The sequence below is a fragment of the Flavobacterium muglaense genome, assembly GCF_014305155.1.
GTDB lineage: Bacteria > Bacteroidota > Bacteroidia > Flavobacteriales > Flavobacteriaceae > Flavobacterium > Flavobacterium muglaense.
This window is the reverse complement of sequence record NZ_JACRUK010000021.1, coordinates 15,411-30,679: the sequence shown is the minus strand read 5'-3', so window position 1 is coordinate 30,679 and position 15,269 is coordinate 15,411. Positions and strand designations below refer to the sequence as shown.

The following is a 15,269-nucleotide window of genomic DNA, read 5'->3' as shown; positions in this document are numbered from 1 at the left end:
TTTATATCAATCACCTATAAAAAGGGTACAATTGGCATCTTAATGAGATTATCTACTATAGAAAACACAATACCTTTAAGTGATCAATAACTTGATAAAACAGAGGGTTATAATTATTTCTGTAAAAGAATGAAACCAAAAACACAATGATGATAAAGATTTTGTATTTAAGTCGTTAAGCCTTTGATATATCGCAAGTTTCCCGGAAACAGAAAACAATATATTTCAAAATTGCACTAGTAAGTATTTTAATTACGTTACAGTATCGTTAACCTAATAATCATAAGAGAGTTAGATGTTAAAAATATCCTAAGTTCAAAATCAATGCTGTAACAATTTTCCTATATTGCCGTCTATTAGTTAAAACAAAACACGCTACCTAGCAATGAAAACAACGGTATTCACTACACTTTTTACTCTTTTGATGGTTCAATTTGGGATTGCTCAAAACATTCGTGCCAAAATTGTTGATGCCGCCACAGGCGATGCAATTCCGTATGCGAATATAAGAATCAATGAATCGGACAACTTGGTTTCTAACGGTGAAGGCTATTTTTCGCTTTCGGAGAATAACAGTCAAGATGAAACGGTAATCGTGGTTTCGTACTTAGGGTTTGTAAGTCAGCAACTGGTGGTGTCGCAATTAAAAAGTCAGGATCTCATTATTAAACTACTTCCTGCGGTTTACGAACTTCAGGATGTAGCGGTTTCTAATGTAAAGCCCAATCCGTATGAAATTATGGCCAATGTAAAGGCCAATTTAAAACAGAACTATACTACGGGGGAGAAAGCATCTAAAGAAATGTTCTTTTATAGGACCTCTAGTTATTTTAATCCTTCTATCATTGATGTCGAAATTGACAAATCAACTGGTTTTAACAAGCAAGCATTATCAAAAATCAACAATGACCTGCAGTCTTTTTCTACTAAATTAATTAAGCATCCACCAGTGTCATTTACTGATATCCTTTGTAATTACTATTCGGTTAAAACAAAAAAAGCAGAGAAGTTTGTGTTTACCTCAAAACTAGATGTTTTAAAAGCCACTGTTTTAAAAAATGAAGGAGAGTCTACATCGTTAGATGATTTAGAAAAAAAAGGAAGAGACCTGATGCTACAACACCTCGATACTACTAAATTTTACCGCATAAAAAGCGGACTTATAGGATCAAAAGATACTATTTCGCTACGTAAAGACTTCAATAGAAAGAAAAAAACAGGTGTTAACATAGAAGTAAACAGCCAGTTAACGGCTGCCAAAAGTAACCTGAACAGCTTTATGTACCAAAACAATTTGTTAAACAACAAGAGGTTTGATTTTATACAAAAACCAGAGTTATATGACTATACTTTTGAAGGCACGACTTACACTAATGAAAATGAATTTGCTTATGTCCTTACTTTTAAACCTCGAAGAAGCAAAGCCATGTATGTGGGTAAACTCTACATTTCTGAAACTGATTATGCGGTACTACGAACCGATTATGTCCTAGACGAAGGAGAAAAGGTTCATAATTTTAATATGAAGTTTCTTTTGGGAATTAAAGTATCTGAGAATGTTAGTAAAGGAACTATTATTTACAAAAAAAGAGCCGAAGACGACAACTACTATATGCAGTATGCCGCTACCGAAACTGGAAATTACTTTTACCTCAATCGCCCATTGAAGCTTATAGAGTTAACCAGCGGCGAAAAAGATGTATTGGCACTTGATTTTAAAATAGAAGCCAATACTCGCAATAAAACCGAATTCCTAAATATGTCCCGCGCTGCTACTACAGTTGCTGCGATTGATAAAATCAAGGAAGAAGATTTTAAATACTTAACCATTAAAGCGTACGACCCAAAAATATGGAAGGATTATAACGCCATTGAGCCTTTGCAGGAAATGAAGCAGTTTAAGGCGGGGAATTAAAAAGTTTTTTTTGCCACAGATTAAAAAGAGCAACACAGATTGTTTTTTTTTACTTTTACTTTTCTTTACCAATAAGTCAAACACTTCTATGCTTTCAAAAACACGATTTAAAGAATGGTTTGACCGTTATAAATACGCCGAATTAGCAGCTACAACAGCCGCTATATTGAGTTCGCAATTCAGTCGCGTTTTCAGTAGTTTGACCACTGCTTATTTAATTACTTTTACAGAGTATATTGCCTTTTATGGTGTAATAATAGTCACGGCATATTTACAGCTTTCTAAGAGAAATAAAGCAGCGGGAAAAGCAACTTCAAAGAATGATATACTACAAATTGTTAAAAACCTGTTGCTGGAATTTGGTTATCCTGCGATTTTAGACCTTTTATTTGTGCGTCCGTTTTGTATGTTTTGGTTGCCTATCTTAACTGGAAATGCCATAACTGGCGTTATCGCTGGGAAAATTTGTGCTGATGTTGTTTTTTACTTTCTCACCATTGTGAATTACGAATGGATGAAGAGCAAAAATCATTTTTAACGCGAAATCTAATAAGAACTATACCTAATGACTGTAGAAAAAAACACCATGTATCCGCATCAACTGCACAAAATCAAACAATTATATTACGATCCAAGTGGTGCTGTTATTAGTCAATTTGAAGCTAATCCAGAAAGCAAGGAATACGAAGCTTGTTCGTTTTTACTGAACAATAAAAAAGTGATTTACCGTCAAGCGAAAATAACACCTACTAAAACAGGTCAATTTGTTACGATATGGAAACGGAATGCTGCTGGAATTACCGCACCCTTTGACAGTGAAGACGCAATTGACTTTTTTATTATTACAGTACAGGACAACGAATTGCTAGGACAGTTTATATTCCCGAGGAAGGTGCTAAGCGCCAAAGGGATTATCACCCACAATAACAAAGGTGGTAAACGAGGGATGCGTGTTTATCCTCCTTGGAACACCGTTACCAGCAAACAAGCTCTTGTTACTCAAAACTGGCAGGCTGCTTATTTCTATGAGTTGCTGCCCGAAGGCACAACTGTAATGGATCGTATCATTACATTGTTTTGATCGCTGCATTTAACAAAAATTTCTTACTGACTAAAAAAAGCCATTTAATCCCAACTCCCCTGCCCCTGATTGCAGCGAAAAACCCGGAATTACAGCAGCCTACAAAGCCGTGCGAGAAAAGAGCGACCGCAGGAAGCTCCTTTTATAGCCGGATTTGGGCTGCTGTAATGAGGATTTGTAGCGGAAAGCAGGATTAGGCTCAAATAAAAAACGTTCTTTTTTAAAAATATTTCTTAAATTGAATTTATAAAAGTTTACAAACGCTTATTTTTGTGCCATGGCTAAGAAAAATACAGACAAGGTTGTCTTTCATCAAATAAAAGTCCTTGATGCAGGTGCAAAAGGCGTATCGGTTGCTAAAGCGCCGGATGGTAAAGTAGTATTCATACCGAATGTGGTTCCGGGTGATGTGGTTGATGTACAAACTTTTAAAAAGCGCAAGTCGTTTTATGAAGGGAAAGCAGTGCATTTTCATGAGTTCTCTGAGCATCGTGTGGAGCCCGTTTGCGAACACTTTGGTGTTTGTGGGGGGTGCAAATGGCAGAATATGAACTATACCCAACAATTGTATTACAAGCAAAATGAGGTTTTGAACCACTTGCAACGCATTGGAAAAATCGAGCTTCCTGACTTTGAACCTATCTTAGGATCAGAGAAAAAGTTTTTTTACAGAAACAAAATGGAGTTTTCGTTTTCGAACAGCCGTTGGTTAACCGAAGCTGAAATTGCGAGCACAGAAGATTTAGGAAATAGAAACGCTTTGGGTTTCCATATTCCGAAAATGTGGGATAAAATCCTAGACATTAATAAATGTCATTTGCAAGAAGATCCATCAAACGCGATTAGAAACGAGGTTAGAGATTTTGCTAATGCAAATGGACTAACTTTCTTTAACCCAAGAGAACATTCTGGTTTATTGAGAACCTTGATGTTGCGTACGGCATCGACTGGTGAAATCATGGTATTGATTCAGTTCTTTGAAAATGACAAAGCGAATAGAGAATTAATTTTAGACCATTTATACGAGAAATTCCCTCAAATTACTTCATTGCAATATGTAGTAAACAGTAAGGCGAATGATACCTTGTATGACACCGATATTAAATTGTACAAAGGGCGTGACTACATCCTAGAGGAAATGGAAGGATTGAAATTTAGCATTAATGCGAAATCATTTTACCAAACCAACTCGGACCAAGCGTACGAATTATACAAAATAACACGTGATTTTGCTGGATTGACAGGTAATGAAATTGTGTACGATTTATATACTGGAACCGGTACTATTGCTCAGTTTGTTTCTAAAAAAGCAAAGAAAGTAATAGGTGTCGAAAGTGTTCCTGATGCTATAAAAGATGCAAAAGCAAATGCGGTACGCAATGAAATCACCAATTGTGAGTTCTTTGTAGGAGATATGAAAGTGGTGTTCAATGACAGTTTCATTGCGCAACACGGACAACCTGATGTAATTATTACAGATCCACCTCGTGACGGAATGCACAAAGATGTGATTGAACAAATCATGAAAATTGCTCCTGCGAAAGTGGTGTATGTAAGTTGTAACTCGGCTACACAAGCGCGTGATTTAGCATTAATGGATGAGAAATACAAAGTAACGCGTGTGCGTCCTGTAGATATGTTTCCGCAGACACATCATGTTGAAAACGTAGTCCTTCTGGAAAGAAGATAAATAGTGGTCAGTTTGCGGTTTTTAGTAGGTAGACCATAAACTACTGAATACTAAAAACAGAATACTGAACACTGAACATTATTATATGAAAAAGACATTTTTGTTTTTATTGGTTCTGGCATGCTCGTTCTCTAGCTGTGAGAAAGACGATATTTGTGACGCTAGTACCATTACAACTCCGCGATTGGTGATTTCGTTTTACGACTTCAACAATCCATCTGAATTGAAAAGTGTGACTGATTTAACGATCATTGGCGAAGGCATGACAGAGGGAGTGACTTATAGCAGCAGTACACTGGTTAACGGCAGTACGGTTTCCATTCCCCTAAAAACGGATGCTGATGCAACGAGTTATAGTTTTATATTAAATTACGGCAACTCGGACGCTACAGTGGTCAATCAAGACGAACTGAAATTTAATTATTCGAGACAAAATATTTTTGTATCCAGAGCCTGCGGTTTTAAAACCGAATTCACTCTAGACCCAACAACTGCCTTTGTGCACACAGATGCAGCTGTAGCTGATGCCAAATGGATTGAGTACATTGCAGTAAAAGAGAGTAGTATTACTAACGAAAATGAAACACACCTTGAAATATATTTTTAGTATAAGTCTCCTTTTTTCTTTGTTGATTGCAACTGCTCAAGAGACAACTCCTGTAAAGCCTGCGCCAAAAAACAATAAAACTGAGGAAGGTGTTCTTCCTGCAAACTCTTTTAAAGAGGCCAAAGCTGTGCCTAAACCAATTGCCAAAGACACGATTAGTCCACCAAAGACTAATAGATACGGCCTGCGCGTAGGAGCTGATTTATACAAGCTTACCCGTGGACTTTATGACAAAGACTATAAAGGAATTGAACTAGTAGCTGATTATAGATTGTCAAAAAAATACTATCTCGCTGCCGAACTAGGAAGTGAAAACAAAACAACAGATGACACTAGACTAAACTCTACTGCCAAGGGTTCCTACTTAAAAGCAGGTTTTGATTACAATGCCTATGAAAACTGGCTTGATATGGAAAACATTCTTTCTATTGGAATGCGCTACGGTTTTAGCAGTTTTAGTCAACAATTGAATACCTATAAAATCTATAATGCTAATCCTTATTTTGGTGAAGTTGCTCCTATTACATCAGGTGAAAAATACAGCGGCCTTTCGGCTAGCTGGATTGAAGTGGTAGCGGGACTAAAAGCCAAAGTATTCAATAATGTGTTTGTAGGCTTTAGTTTCCAGTTCAAAAAATTAGTATCGAATAAGAAACCTGATAATTTTGACAATCTTTACATTCCAGGATTCAACAGGACGTACAATGGCGATTTTGGTGTAGGATTTAATTATTCGGTATCTTATTTCATTCCTATTTACAAAAAGAAAGTGATTCCGGTTACGCCTGCTAAAAAACCGGGTCCAAAAAAATAAGTACGCTACCAAAATTATTAGAATAACTTGACAACTAAAACAAGTTCATAGCAGAATCGAAATTAATAAAGCAGAAACCTTGGATTCACACAACTATAATGCTTAACAGCATCAAGATACCCCTCAATTGAACGGCTATTTCATCTCATTATTCAAACGTTTCCTAAATAAAAAAGGAGCTAATTATACTCATAATTAGCTCCTTTTTTTTTGTTCAAATAAATGATTATCCTATTTCTTTCACGTTTTTCATAAAAACCCATTTCATAAACAACTTTTCACCGTCTTTGGTCTTAATGGCTTGAAATTTTGGTGCTACGATAGTTCCTACCACAAATGCAGTAAAAGGAACCCACATTCCGGTTAAACCTGTATAACGTTCGGCTAAATAGCGTGCCGATATGAATAATATCGCAAAACCACCCAATTGATATAAAAACGCTCGTACTTGTAATTTTGTCATGCTGCTTTGTTTAAAGTTTAAAGTTGGATACTATTTATCAATGATAAATTTGCATCCTTCTATTTTCTTTCTTCTTTCTTATTATTCCCCTTCGGTAACTTGAAATTTTGTTCTCTTGCTTCCTTCGTACATTTCATATTTCACTAAACGTGCTTCAATACTTGCATTAAAAAGTTTAATTTTTCTCGAAGGACGTAAACCTACAAATTTCAGGGCATCAAGATTTCCTGTAATAAACCATGAGTTGGTACCTGGATAATTTTTCTTTAATGTATCTCCAATGTTTTTATAAAACTCTTCCATATGAATATCCAAACGCTCATCATAAGGCGGGTTGAATACCATGTGTAATTTTCCTTCGGTTGTTTTTTCAGTATCAAAGAAGTTTTTCTCCTCGATAGTGATGTATTCTTCTAGATTAGCATTCTTGATATTGTCTTTGGCTTTTTGAACCGCAGATGGCGCTTTATCATACCCTTTAATCGTATGATGAAATTCACGCACTCTTTTCAATAAACTATCAACAATATTATCAAACAAATCATTGTCCCAATCTTTCCATTTCTCGAATGCAAATTCTTTACGGTTAATGTTTGCCGGAATATTACAAGCAATCATAGCCGCCTCTGCAAGGAAAGTTCCTGATCCGCACATAGGATCTAGAAAATCCGTTTGTCCATCCCAACCCGAAAGCAATAAAACTCCCGCTGCAAGCACTTCGTTAATAGGCGCAATATTAGTAGCCGTTCTATACCCACGTTGGTGCAATGAGTTCCCTGAAGTATCTAGTGCAACCGAAACTTGATCTCTGTCAATATGAATGTTGATTCTTAAATCGGGATGTGCTTTATCTACACTAGGACGTTGTCCTGTACGTTCTCTAAATTGATCTACAATAGCATCCTTACATTTTTGAGAAACAAATTCCGAATGGTTAAAATTATCCGAGTGTACCGTTGCATCAATCACAAAAGTTTGATTGGCATTGATATATCTTGACCAGTTCACGCCCGATACTCCTTTGTATAATGCTTGTTCGTTGTTTGCCTTAAAAAAATAGATGGGTTTTAAGATTTTCAATGCAGTACGTAGCGACAAATTTGCTTTATACATAAATCCTTTATCCCCTTTAAAACTCACCATTCTTACTCCCTGCTCTACGTCTTGCGCACCCAGCATTTGTAATTCCTTTGCTAATATTTCTTCAAAACCAAAAAAGGTTTTGGCAACCATCTTAAAATTATCTTCCATTTTTTTTGTGTAATTAAAACAGACCTGTTTCTGTTTTGTATTTTAACCTCCAATGAAAATTTGCCCATTCTCAACGAGAAAGACGGTCTATATCATTAGATTCGTTATTTTTCAGCAAAAATACACTAAATTTGCCGGATAGAATAAATTGAAAAAGAATAAATGTCTGAAGAACAAAAATCAACCACTATAAATCAAGGCGAACCGGCACCTACATGGTTCAGCTCTTGGTTCGATACGCCTTACTATCACATCCTATACAAGGAACGAAACTATAGAGAAGCCCAGCTTTTCATGGACAACATCACACACTACCTCAACCTGCCCGAAAAAGCCAAAGTGCTGGACCTCGCTTGCGGTAAAGGCCGTCACTCTATTTATCTAAGTCAGTTAGGTTTTGATGTCCTAGGGGCGGATCTATCTGAAAATAGTATTGCTGAAGCAAATAAAAATGCAAATACAAACTTGCACTTCAAAGTACACGACATGCGTGAACCTTTCGAAGAAAAATACGATGCTATTTTTAATTTATTTACCAGTTTTGGCTATTTCGAAAATGATGAAGACAACCTAACCACCCTAAAAGCCATCAAAGAAAGCTTATCTGAATATGGTTTTGCCGTGATCGATTTTATGAATGTCACTCAGGTACTTAGCACACTAGTACCCGAAGAAACAAAAACCGTGGAAGGAATCGATTTTCACCTCAAACGTTATTTAAAAGACGGACACATCTACAAAGAAATTGATTTTGAAGACAAGGGTCAAAAATTTCATTATACCGAAAAAGTAAAAGCGCTTACCCTTCAAGATTTTGAAACCATGATGGAAGAAGCAGGCATTTATCTATTGGATATCTTTGGTGACTACAAGCTCAAGAAATTCTATAAAAATGACAGCGAACGCTTAATTATGATATTCAAGTAGTTAGCCATTAACCGATTTGATTAATCGGTCAAAAAAATAAAAGATTCAATAAAAAACATGAATTACCTCTTACCCCTACTTTCTGTATTGCTAGGTTATATCATTGCATCAATCATAAAGCCAAAAAACAAAACCAACCTCAAGCTATTACTTGCTTTTAGTGGCTCGTTTCTTTTGTCTTTAACCGTGATGCACTTGCTTCCTGATGTGTACGAAAGTAAAAACAGCAACATCGGAATATTTATTATGCTGGGAATTTTATTCCAAATCATTCTGGAATTCTTCTCCAAAGGGGCCGAACATGGACACGTACACGGACACGCTAATATGAGCCATATTCCATGGTTATTATTTATCAGTTTATGCATACACGCCTTTCTAGAAGGCTTCCCTGTAGGGCATCATGATGACAATCTCGCCATTGGTATTGCCATACACCATTTGCCCATAGCCATCATTCTGACTACTTTTTTCATCAACTCGCATCTCAACAACAAAGCCATATTTGCCTTCATGATCACCTTTGCTATCATGACGCCACTAGGTACTTTTGCCTCAGGATATTTTCCTGTACTCCAGCAATACACCACCCAAATCACCGCAGTTGTAATCGGAATTTTATTCCACATCTCGTCTACCATCATCTTTGAGAGTAGCGAAGGTCACAAATTCAACATTGCCAAAGTATCCATGATTATTCTAGGAATCCTACTGGCTTATTTTTTATAATTCAACTATTTAGTATTGGGCGTGTCCTTTTATAAGCTCGATCGCGATCGGCTCATAAAAGGGCGGGCTATGCACTGCAATCTTTTATTTTTTTAAAGAAAAAAAATAAAAGGATTTCCGTTGCTATCCCTCACGCAACAGCTGCAATCCCCTACCAATTCCGGTGCTAAAATCAACCCTAATGTACCACTCTTTCAAAAACCTACAATTTTAAAAAAAGGAAAGAAAAAATACCTATATTTGATAATAAAGCAGACCTAATACTAGTAAATAAAAAAAAATAATTTTCTGACTGACAAATACTTACCCACTATCCAGCAACCACCTAAAACCAAAAAAAAAATATGAAAAAGCACATTCAAATTTTAGTTCTTTTTTTTACAACCTCATTATGTATTACAAATGCTCAAACCAAGTTTGACACCGATTACGGAAACAATAATGCAGTTGGAAAATACGTCCTTTTAAATGGCGCAAAAATATATTATGAGGAATATGGCAAAGGAGAACCACTCCTATTAATTCATGGCTGCGGTGGCAATATTAAAACAATGGAAAACCAAATCGATTTCTTTAAAAAAAAGTATAGGGTCATTATTGCTGACAATAGAGGGCAAGGAAAATCAGAACTAAAAACCGACTCATTAACGTACCCTCAAATCACCAAAGATTGGGAAGCGCTAGTCAATCATCTTAAATTAGATTCTATTAGTATCTTAGGATGGAGCGATGGCGGTATCGTAGGTCTAGAAATGGGTATAAACAACAAAACTAAAATCAAAAAGATTGTAGCAATGGGTGCCAATTTACGTCCCGATGCAACTGCCGTTAATAGTTGGGCTCCAGACCAAGTAAAACAAGAACGAGCCATTGCAAAAGAAATGAAAGCCAAAGGAGATAACAGTCGCAATTGGAGCCTAGACCTCCAACTATTTGGACTATTACTAGACCAACCCAATATCAATTCACTTGATTTAAAAAAAATAACAGCTTCCGTTTTAATTATGGTTGGCGACAGAGACATTATAAAAAACGAACATGCAGTAGAGATCTTCAATAACCTTCCCAAAGGACAATTATGCATTATGCCAGGCACTGATCATGGAGTTCCTCAAAATAACCCAGTCCTTTTTAATGCAATAGTAAATCGCTTTTTAACCGAACCATTTAACTACGCCAAACAATAATTAGTATGAGAAAATTATTTCTAGCAGCTTGCTACAGTAAAAGCAGTAGCACTACTCGAATGACTTTCTTAAACCTTTAGCAGCATTTTGAGAATGAAAAAAACACTTATAATTTCAACACTATTAGTTTTATGTTCTTGTGGACAGGAGACCAAACAAACTAAAACAGCGCTGAATACTATTACTCGTGACAGCACTGTTGTTTCGCCCAGCTCAGCAACAAACGGCAAGATAAATCACCAAACAATTGAGAAAGAAATTATCGATAGGAATAAAAACCAAGACTTGCTTACAAATGAAATGCAGAAGGCAAAGGAAAATAAAATTTTAAAAGAAAGTTTTCTTCAAGAAATGTATGCAAAGAAGGTAGTAACAATTAGTAATGACAGTATAGTCGTGAATATCCCTTTTAATTTACATGGACCTGATTGCGGAGCACCCGACTGTTATTCTAACGACATTAGATTTAGCTTTAAACTTAAAGATAAGTTACTATTTCCAATGAACATTCGATTTACAGAGCACGAAAATGGCTGTGTAGAAAAAGAACAAAAATTATTAGGAAGTTTTCAATTAGTCGAAGAAAATTCAAATCATGTAATATACTATTCGACCAAATACAAAAGAACATTGGTGTTATTTAGCACTGATAAAAGAAATGGAACATCCGCTTTTTACTTTACTGGACTAGAAAAAAATAGAATCACTGGACAAAACGTCAACAATATTAAGAAAGAATACAATGAAGATGATAAGAATTCTATTTATCCCTTTACGAGTTCAGCTTTAACAACAAACAAGTACTAAAATTCCTCCCGTAAAGTAGTAACGAAAAGAAAAACCATTGGTCAATGGCAACAGCAAAGACTTAGTTAAGAGCTCAATACAAACAATGGATTAGCTACTAACAGAAAAACATCAGCATAAAATCCGCGTTCATCCGCGTTTTGCGATAGCAATCCGTTTGATCCGCGTTCCAATAAACTTATACAAATCAAAAGAGCAAAATTTATTATACTTTTCAAAAAGGTAGTACCTTTGATACTTTGCAACTTTGAACTTCAAAAACAAATGACTTTTACTAAAACCACTGAGCAATCCTCAAAATACGAACATCTTGAAAAAATGTCCGTTCACGAATTACTAAGTAATATCAACCAAGAAGATAAAACTGTTCCTCATGCTGTTGAAAAAGCATTGCCTCAAATCGAAACTTTAGTCACTCAAATTGTGACTAACATGAAGCTGGGCGGTAGACTTTTTTATATAGGCGCAGGAACTTCTGGGCGATTGGGTGTTGTGGATGCATCAGAATGTCCGCCAACATTTGGTGTTTCATTTGATACCGTTATAGGAATCATTGCTGGTGGCGACTTGGCCATTCGTAAAGCAGTAGAAAACGCCGAAGACAATGCTACCCAAGCTTGGATTGACTTACAAGAGCACAATATAAATGAGAACGATGTTGTAATAGGAATTGCCGCATCAGGAACCACTCCCTACGTTATTGGTGGTTTACAAACCTGTAACGAAAACAATATCATTACAGGAAGCATTTCTTGCAATGCTGGAAGTCCGCTTTCGCAAACAGCCCAATTTCCTATTGATGTAGTTGTAGGTCCTGAATTTGTTACAGGAAGCTCCCGAATGAAAGCAGGAACGGCACAAAAACTGGTACTCAACATGATTTCGACCGCTACGATGATCCAACTTGGAAAAGTAAAAGGCAACAAAATGGTCGATATGCAATTGAGCAATAGTAAACTGGTAGATCGTGGCGTAAAAATGATCATGGGAGAAATTCCGGTCAGTTATGAAGCAGCAGCTGTACTATTAGAACAAAATGGCAGCGTTCGTAAAGCAGTTGACTCTTTTAATAGTAAGCAGTAAACAGTATTCAGTGTTCAGGTCACAAAACAACTTGAGACTTTAAACTTTAAACCAAAAAATCAATGGCAACAAATAAACAACTGTTATCCAAAGGGATAAAATACTTATCGGGTGCATTGCCCCTACTTTTTATTGGCCCCTCAGTGATTTACAACGCCTTTATGAATCAGCAAAATGTTTGGCATTATTTGGTTTTGGCCATCGGTATCTTAGCCTGTTTAGGAGCGATGTTTTTGATGTATAAAGGATTAAAAACAATTATGAAAGGCATATTCAACGACTAATGGAAGAGTTAATACACATTCAAAAAACTTTTGAAAAAGTAGTTTTTATAGACAAAAAAGTAAGTAATCGAGAATTTGAGGATTGTACTTTTAAAAACTGTGATTTCTCTAACAGCAATTTCTCTTATAATACGTTTCTGGATTGTGAATTCATTGATTGCAATTTATCAATGATAAAACTATCAGGAACGAGTATGAAATCTATTCAATTTAAAAACTGTAAACTGCTTGGCATTCAATTTGAAGAATGCGAAGACTTTCTATTTCAAGTGAATTTTCAAGATTGCGTTTTGGATTATTCTTCGTTTGCCAATAAGAAAATGCCAAAAACAAAATTTAGCAATTGCTCTATGAAAGAGGTCGCTTTTACAGGAACCCATTTGTCGAATTCGGTTTTTGATAATTGCAATTTAGAGGGTGCGATTTTTAATGATACACAGCTAGCTGGAGTTGATTTTTCGACAGCATCGAATTATAAAATTGATCCCGAATTTAATCCCATGAAAAAAGCGAAGTTTTCTACACAAGGAATTGTTGGACTTTTGGATAAATACGATATTAAAATTCAGTAATATGGAAACCAACCAACTGTTTCTTGATAGTGCAAAAAAACAATTTTTGTATTATAAAACTTTAGGCGAAAGAGCAATGGAGCAACTCGAACCAGAGCACCTTTTTGCCACGCTAAATGAAGAGACAAATAGCATTGCTACAATTGTAAAACACCTCTCAGGAAATATGCTTTCTCGCTGGACGGATTTCTTAACTACCGATGGTGAAAAAGAATGGAGAAATCGCGATCAAGAATTTCAGAATGATTTACAAACTAAAGAAGCTGTGTTAGCTGCTTGGAATAAAGGTTGGGATTGTTTGTTTACTAGTTTGAATGAATTACAGGTCGAACAACTTTCGGACGTTATTTATATAAGAAACGAAGGACACAGCGTTGTTGAAGCCATTAATAGACAACTGGCACATTATCCGTATCACGTGGGACAAATGGTGTTTTATGCGAAACAATTAAAGAATAGTCATTGGGATAGTTTATCGATCCCTAGAAATAAATCAAATAGTTATAATGCTTCTAAATTTGCTGAAGAGAAAAGCGTTGAGAATTTTACTGATGCCGAATTAAAAAAACGAAACGAATAAGGAAACGCGAGTCTCCTAGCCCTGATAGCAGTGGAAATCCTTTTTATCCTGATTTTTTTCAGGATAAAAAGATTGAAACGAATAGCAGGATTAAGCTTCAAATAAACAACATGAAAAAAATACTTTTACTCCCATTGCTCTTATCAATTGTTTCTTGCTACAATGTAGAGCACAACTGCAAAGACTTTAAAACGGGCAAATTTAAATTTGAATACGAAGTGGATGGTGTCAAAAAAACCACTCTTTTTGAGCGCAATGACAGCATTGAAATCGAAAATTTTGAAGGTAAAATTGATACCGCCTCGATACGATGGATAAGCGATTGCGAATATATTTTGCGCAAATTAAATCCAAAAAATATGGCGGAAGAGAAAGCAATTGACATGAAAATCTTGTCCACATCAGGAAATACTTATACCTTTGAATTTGGTATTGTAGGGACTGCTCAAAAACAAAAAGGAACGGTTACAAAACTAGAAGATTAAACACACTTATCACTTTATACAATGGAAGTATTTTTACAATTTGACACTTGGATTGCCCTATTAACACTAACTTTTCTAGAAATTGTATTAGGAATTGACAACATCATATTCATCTCGATTGCTACCGGAAAACTACCCCCTGAAAGCCGTAAAAAAGCAACAAAAGTAGGAATGTTTCTAGCTATGTTTATGCGTATTGGGCTGTTGATGGGAATTAATTATTTAATTCAAATGAAGGAGGCATGGTTTACCATTGACCTTAGTTGGTTCTCGGCTGGGATTACGGGGCAAAGCTTGATTTTACTAGGAGGTGGTTTGTTTTTAATTTACAAAAGCACCAATGAAATTAGGGAAAAAGTAGAAGAAAGAGGCGAGGAAGAAAGAGAATTAGGTAAAGCCGCTACAAAATCATTTCAGAGTGTATTGTTGCAAATTATTATGATTGACTTGGTTTTCTCTTTTGATAGTATTTTAACGGCTGTAGGGATGACTAACGGCGTTCATGGTGCTTTGTACATTATGATTGCTGCAGTTGTGATTTCGGTTTTAATTATGATGCAATTTGCTGTTCCAGTAGGAACTTTTGTCAACAATCATCCTTCTATTCAAATTTTGGGACTTTCGTTCTTAATTTTAATTGGAATGATGCTATTGACTGAAAGTGCTCATTTATCGAATGCACTCATCTTTGGCAGTCATGTGACACCGGTACCGAAAGGATACCTGTATTTTGCTATTTCATTCTCCCTTTTTGTTGAAGTGTTGAATATGAAAATGACCAAAAAGAAATAAAA

The 15,269-nt window shown here is 35.8% G+C and carries 18 protein-coding genes; 16 read left to right on the top strand and 2 right to left on the bottom strand.

Annotated elements, in window-relative coordinates; all coding sequences use genetic code 11:
* Nucleotides 1-385: 385 nt before the first annotated feature.
* The 6 genes from H8R24_RS10045 to H8R24_RS10020 all read left to right on the top strand — a co-directional run bounded on the left by H8R24_RS10045 (nucleotide 386) and on the right by H8R24_RS10020 (nucleotide 6,107).
* Nucleotides 386-1,915: a carboxypeptidase-like regulatory domain-containing protein gene (locus H8R24_RS10045; protein ID WP_187018589.1), complete on the top strand. Its 1,530-nt coding sequence runs from the start codon at nucleotides 386-388 to the stop codon at nucleotides 1,913-1,915.
* Between the two features lie 88 nt (nucleotides 1,916-2,003).
* Complete coding sequence (locus tag H8R24_RS10040) at nucleotides 2,004-2,453, top strand: hypothetical protein (RefSeq protein WP_187018587.1); 450 nt, start codon at nucleotides 2,004-2,006, stop codon at nucleotides 2,451-2,453.
* Between the two features lie 27 nt (nucleotides 2,454-2,480).
* Complete coding sequence (locus H8R24_RS10035; protein WP_222617388.1) at nucleotides 2,481-2,996, top strand: MepB family protein; 516 nt, start codon at nucleotides 2,481-2,483, stop codon at nucleotides 2,994-2,996.
* Between the two features lie 277 nt (nucleotides 2,997-3,273).
* Nucleotides 3,274-4,686, top strand: a complete 1,413-nt coding sequence (gene rlmD / locus H8R24_RS10030; protein WP_187018585.1) for a 23S rRNA (uracil(1939)-C(5))-methyltransferase RlmD — start codon at nucleotides 3,274-3,276, stop codon at nucleotides 4,684-4,686.
* 85 nt (nucleotides 4,687-4,771) lie between these two features.
* Nucleotides 4,772-5,293 carry a DUF6452 family protein gene (locus tag H8R24_RS10025; RefSeq protein ID WP_187018583.1) on the top strand — a complete coding sequence of 174 codons (522 nt, stop codon included), beginning with the start codon at nucleotides 4,772-4,774 and terminating at the stop codon, nucleotides 5,291-5,293.
* Complete coding sequence (locus H8R24_RS10020) at nucleotides 5,265-6,107, top strand: DUF6048 family protein (protein ID WP_187018581.1); 843 nt, start codon at nucleotides 5,265-5,267, stop codon at nucleotides 6,105-6,107. Before H8R24_RS10025 ends, H8R24_RS10020 begins: the two co-directional genes overlap by 29 nt.
* Nucleotides 6,108-6,333: 226 nt before the next feature.
* On the opposite strand, the gene H8R24_RS10015 is transcribed toward H8R24_RS10020, so the two are convergent.
* Both H8R24_RS10015 and H8R24_RS10010 read right to left on the bottom strand, forming a co-directional pair.
* Complete coding sequence (locus tag H8R24_RS10015) at nucleotides 6,334-6,570, bottom strand: hypothetical protein (RefSeq protein ID WP_187018578.1); 237 nt, start codon at nucleotides 6,568-6,570, stop codon at nucleotides 6,334-6,336.
* Between the two features lie 81 nt (nucleotides 6,571-6,651).
* On the bottom strand, nucleotides 6,652-7,821 hold the full coding sequence (locus tag H8R24_RS10010; protein ID WP_187018576.1) for a THUMP domain-containing class I SAM-dependent RNA methyltransferase: 1,170 nt from the start codon (nucleotides 7,819-7,821) through the stop codon (nucleotides 6,652-6,654).
* Nucleotides 7,822-7,983: 162 nt separating this feature from the next.
* Here H8R24_RS10010 and H8R24_RS10005 point away from each other — a divergent pair, with 162 nt between their 5' ends.
* The 10 genes from H8R24_RS10005 (at nucleotide 7,984) to H8R24_RS09960 (ending at nucleotide 15,267) form a co-directional block, all read left to right on the top strand.
* On the top strand, nucleotides 7,984-8,748 hold the full coding sequence (locus tag H8R24_RS10005; protein ID WP_187018573.1) for a class I SAM-dependent methyltransferase: 765 nt from the start codon (nucleotides 7,984-7,986) through the stop codon (nucleotides 8,746-8,748).
* Between the two features lie 57 nt (nucleotides 8,749-8,805).
* Nucleotides 8,806-9,477: a ZIP family metal transporter gene (locus tag H8R24_RS10000; RefSeq protein WP_187018571.1), complete on the top strand. Its 672-nt coding sequence runs from the start codon at nucleotides 8,806-8,808 to the stop codon at nucleotides 9,475-9,477.
* A 344-nt stretch (nucleotides 9,478-9,821) separates the two neighbouring features.
* Complete coding sequence (locus H8R24_RS09995; RefSeq protein WP_187018569.1) at nucleotides 9,822-10,664, top strand: alpha/beta fold hydrolase; 843 nt, start codon at nucleotides 9,822-9,824, stop codon at nucleotides 10,662-10,664.
* A gap of 93 nt (nucleotides 10,665-10,757) precedes the next feature.
* Entirely contained in the window at nucleotides 10,758-11,471 is a 714-nt protein-coding gene (locus tag H8R24_RS09990; RefSeq protein ID WP_187018567.1) for a hypothetical protein, read from the top strand.
* 264 nt (nucleotides 11,472-11,735) lie between these two features.
* Nucleotides 11,736-12,554 (top strand): N-acetylmuramic acid 6-phosphate etherase, encoded by an 819-nt coding sequence (gene murQ, locus H8R24_RS09985; RefSeq protein ID WP_187018565.1) that lies wholly within the window; start codon nucleotides 11,736-11,738, stop codon nucleotides 12,552-12,554.
* 62 nt (nucleotides 12,555-12,616) lie between these two features.
* A complete protein-coding gene (locus H8R24_RS09980) occupies nucleotides 12,617-12,838 on the top strand; it encodes a DUF6095 family protein (protein ID WP_187018562.1) in 222 nt (73 codons plus the stop codon).
* A complete protein-coding gene (locus H8R24_RS09975; protein WP_187018560.1) occupies nucleotides 12,838-13,410 on the top strand; it encodes a pentapeptide repeat-containing protein in 573 nt (190 codons plus the stop codon). The genes H8R24_RS09980 and H8R24_RS09975 overlap by 1 nt, the downstream gene beginning before the upstream one ends.
* Nucleotide 13,411: 1 nt before the next feature.
* Nucleotides 13,412-13,990, top strand: coding sequence for a DUF1572 family protein (locus H8R24_RS09970; protein WP_187018557.1), 579 nt, complete (start codon nucleotides 13,412-13,414; stop codon nucleotides 13,988-13,990).
* 110 nt (nucleotides 13,991-14,100) lie between these two features.
* Nucleotides 14,101-14,475 carry a DNA topoisomerase IV gene (locus H8R24_RS09965; RefSeq protein WP_187018554.1) on the top strand — a complete coding sequence of 125 codons (375 nt, stop codon included), beginning with the start codon at nucleotides 14,101-14,103 and terminating at the stop codon, nucleotides 14,473-14,475.
* A gap of 21 nt (nucleotides 14,476-14,496) precedes the next feature.
* The gene (locus tag H8R24_RS09960; protein ID WP_187018551.1) at nucleotides 14,497-15,267 is read left to right on the top strand and encodes a TerC family protein; all 771 of its coding nucleotides are present in this window, start codon (nucleotides 14,497-14,499) and stop codon (nucleotides 15,265-15,267) included.
* Nucleotides 15,268-15,269: the final 2 nt, after the last annotated feature.

Coding starts and splice junctions, on each gene's coding strand:
- H8R24_RS10045 (WP_187018589.1), top strand. CDS start 386: ATGAAAACAACGGTATTCACTACACTTTTTACTCTTTTGATGGTTCAA.
- H8R24_RS10040 (WP_187018587.1), top strand. CDS start 2,004: ATGCTTTCAAAAACACGATTTAAAGAATGGTTTGACCGTTATAAATAC.
- H8R24_RS10035 (WP_222617388.1), top strand. CDS start 2,481: ATGACTGTAGAAAAAAACACCATGTATCCGCATCAACTGCACAAAATC.
- rlmD (WP_187018585.1), top strand. CDS start 3,274: ATGGCTAAGAAAAATACAGACAAGGTTGTCTTTCATCAAATAAAAGTC.
- H8R24_RS10025 (WP_187018583.1), top strand. CDS start 4,772: ATGAAAAAGACATTTTTGTTTTTATTGGTTCTGGCATGCTCGTTCTCT.
- H8R24_RS10020 (WP_187018581.1), top strand. CDS start 5,265: ATGAAACACACCTTGAAATATATTTTTAGTATAAGTCTCCTTTTTTCT.
- H8R24_RS10015 (WP_187018578.1), bottom strand. CDS start 6,570: ATGACAAAATTACAAGTACGAGCGTTTTTATATCAATTGGGTGGTTTT.
- H8R24_RS10010 (WP_187018576.1), bottom strand. CDS start 7,821: ATGGAAGATAATTTTAAGATGGTTGCCAAAACCTTTTTTGGTTTTGAA.
- H8R24_RS10005 (WP_187018573.1), top strand. CDS start 7,984: ATGTCTGAAGAACAAAAATCAACCACTATAAATCAAGGCGAACCGGCA.
- H8R24_RS10000 (WP_187018571.1), top strand. CDS start 8,806: ATGAATTACCTCTTACCCCTACTTTCTGTATTGCTAGGTTATATCATT.
- H8R24_RS09995 (WP_187018569.1), top strand. CDS start 9,822: ATGAAAAAGCACATTCAAATTTTAGTTCTTTTTTTTACAACCTCATTA.
- H8R24_RS09990 (WP_187018567.1), top strand. CDS start 10,758: ATGAAAAAAACACTTATAATTTCAACACTATTAGTTTTATGTTCTTGT.
- murQ (WP_187018565.1), top strand. CDS start 11,736: ATGACTTTTACTAAAACCACTGAGCAATCCTCAAAATACGAACATCTT.
- H8R24_RS09980 (WP_187018562.1), top strand. CDS start 12,617: ATGGCAACAAATAAACAACTGTTATCCAAAGGGATAAAATACTTATCG.
- H8R24_RS09975 (WP_187018560.1), top strand. CDS start 12,838: ATGGAAGAGTTAATACACATTCAAAAAACTTTTGAAAAAGTAGTTTTT.
- H8R24_RS09970 (WP_187018557.1), top strand. CDS start 13,412: ATGGAAACCAACCAACTGTTTCTTGATAGTGCAAAAAAACAATTTTTG.
- H8R24_RS09965 (WP_187018554.1), top strand. CDS start 14,101: ATGAAAAAAATACTTTTACTCCCATTGCTCTTATCAATTGTTTCTTGC.
- H8R24_RS09960 (WP_187018551.1), top strand. CDS start 14,497: ATGGAAGTATTTTTACAATTTGACACTTGGATTGCCCTATTAACACTA.